Source organism: Parvularcula maris (assembly GCF_024505085.1).
Lineage (GTDB): Bacteria > Pseudomonadota > Alphaproteobacteria > Caulobacterales > Parvularculaceae > Parvularcula > Parvularcula maris.
On record NZ_JANIBC010000013.1, the window covers coordinates 1 to 2,500 of the forward strand.

A 2,500-nucleotide genomic window follows, 5' to 3' on the forward strand; every position below is an offset into this window, starting at 1 on the left:
GCAAGGTCTAACGCTACCGTTGGACCACCTCGCGGGGTCAGGCCAATCCGAAGCCCCCTCTCACAGCCTTCGAGTATATGAACCTGCCAAACAAAAAAGCCGCCCCGAAGGGCGGCTGGTGTTTTGGGTGCGGGAGTAGGATTTGAACCTACGACCTTCAGGTTATGAGCCTGACGAGCTACCGGGCTGCTCCATCCCGCAGCAACTAGGTTGCGGCGTTTCCAGGCGCATCAAAGCACCAGGCCGGAAAGAAGACCATCGGCGAAGGGAACATACAAGCTTGGCAGGCCCGGCGACGACCTACTCTCCCACGGCTTGAGCCGGAGTACCATCGGCGCTGCAGGATTTAACGACCGAGTTCGGAATGGGATCGGGTGGGGGCCCTGCGCAATAATCACCGGGCCGGCCAAATTTGCATATCAGTGAGGACACTTACGTGTCAGCAGCTCAGGCGAGCTACCAGTCAAAGTCATTCAACGCACCGCACAGCAACGATCCCGGTGAGGGGCCGTTCGCCGCGCATGGGTTACTCATCCTAGCCAATGAATGGCATGGGAGACGATCAAGCCGATCGAACAATTAGTACCAGTAAGCTTCACACATTGCTGCGCTTCCACACCTGGCCTATCAACGTGGTGGTCTTCCACGGTTCTCAGGGAAATCTAGTATCGAGGGCGGCTTCCCGCTTAGATGCTTTCAGCGGTTATCCGTTCCGTATATAGCTACCCAGCTATGCCGCTGGCGCGACAACTGGTCCACCAGAGATACGTCCACCCCGGTCCTCTCGTACTAAGGGCAGCTCCTCTCAAATTTCCTACTCCCACGGCAGATAGGGACCGAACTGTCTCACGACGTTCTAAACCCAGCTCACGTACCGCTTTAATTGGCGAACAGCCAAACCCTTGGGACCTGCTCCAGCCCCAGGATGCGATGAGCCGACATCGAGGTGCCAAACAATGCCGTCGATATGGACTCTTGGGCATCATCAGCCTGTTATCCCCGGCGTACCTTTTATCCGTTGAGCGATGGCCCTTCCACGCGGGACCACCGGATCACTATGGCCGACTTTCGTCTCTGCTCGACTTGTCAGTCTCGCAGTCAGGCTGGCTTATGCCATTGCACTCAACGAGCGATTTCCGACCGCTCTGAGCCAACCTTCGCGCGCCTCCGTTACCATTTAGGAGGCGACCGCCCCAGTCAAACTACCCGCCACGCAGGGTCCCGGATCCGGATAACGGACCGCGGTTAGACATAAACGAAAGCAAGGGCGGTATTTCAATGGTGGCTCCACCACGGCTGGCGCCGCGACTTCAAAGCCTCCCGCCTATGCTACACATGCTGTCGCTCATGCCACTGCGAAGTTGTAGTCAAGGTGCACGGGGTCTTTCCGTCTGACCGCGGGTACTCCGCATCTTCACGGAGAATTCAGTTTCGCTGAGTCTGCGTTGGAGACAGTGGGGAAGTCGTTACGCCATTCGTGCAGGTCGGAACTTACCCGACAAGGAATTTCGCTACCTTAGGACCGTTATAGTTACGGCCGCCGTTTACCGGGGCTTCAATTCGGTGCTTGCACACCTCCTCTTAACCTTCCGGCACCGGGCAGGCGTCAGACCCTATACGTCGTCTTTCGACTTCGCAGAGCCCTATGTTTTTAGTAAACAGTCGCCACCCCTATTTCTGTGCCCCCAGTCTTCATGACTGGGCTCCCTTCTCGCGAACTTACGGGAGTATTTTGCCGAGTTCCTTCAACGCAGTTCTCTCAAGCGCCTTGGTATGCTCTACCAGTCCACCTGTGTCGGTTTGGGGTACGGTCGTTATGATGGAGGCTATTTCCAGGGACCCTTACCAATGCCGCCCAATCCAATAAGGACGACAAGCTCTCAGATCCGTCACACATCCATCCGGCGCAGGAATATTAACCTGCTTCCCATCGACTACGCCTCTCGGCCTCGCCTTAGGGACCGGCTCACCCTGCGCAGATTAGCTTTACGCAGGAACCCTTGGACTTACGGCGGGAGTGTCTCTCACACTCCTTATCGCTACTCGTGTCAGCATTCTCGCTTCTGATCTCTCCACCGGTTGTCTCGCGACCCGGCTTCATCGAAAGGATCAGCCTACATTCATTTGGTTACTCTCTCAGACAGACCCATTCCCAAGAAACGCAAAGGAATGGAAGTCAGAGGAGCGCGCAAGTGAATGCAGGCCGAAGCCTTACTCACAGAACGCTCCGCTACCGCTTTTCAGCTCGAAGCTTCGGTGCATAGCTTTAGACCCGTTACATTTTCGCCGCGGGAACCCTTATTTAGACCAGTGAGCTGTTACGCTTTCTTTAAAGGATGGCTGCTTCTAAGCCAACCTCCTGGTTGTTTTGGGATTCCTACATGCTTTCCCACTTAGCTATGACTTAGGGACCTTAGCTGTCGATCAGGGTTGTTTCCCTCTCCACTACGGACGTTAGCATTCGCAGTGTGTCTGCCTGGCTCTACTCCTCGGTATTCGG

Annotated in this window: 1 tRNA gene and 2 rRNA genes (1 of these 3 cut by a window edge); all 3 read right to left on the reverse strand. The window is 55.7% G+C overall.

The features are described from left to right. Nucleotides 1-124: 124 nt before the first annotated feature. Nucleotides 125-201: transfer RNA gene (locus tag NOG11_RS12065), tRNA-Met, on the reverse strand. A gap of 86 nt (nt 202-287) precedes the next feature. Next, a 5S ribosomal RNA gene (gene rrf / locus NOG11_RS12070) occupies nt 288-402 on the reverse strand. Between the two features lie 156 nt (nt 403-558). Next, a 23S ribosomal RNA gene (locus NOG11_RS12075) occupies nt 559-2,500 on the reverse strand (it continues 962 nt past the right edge of the window).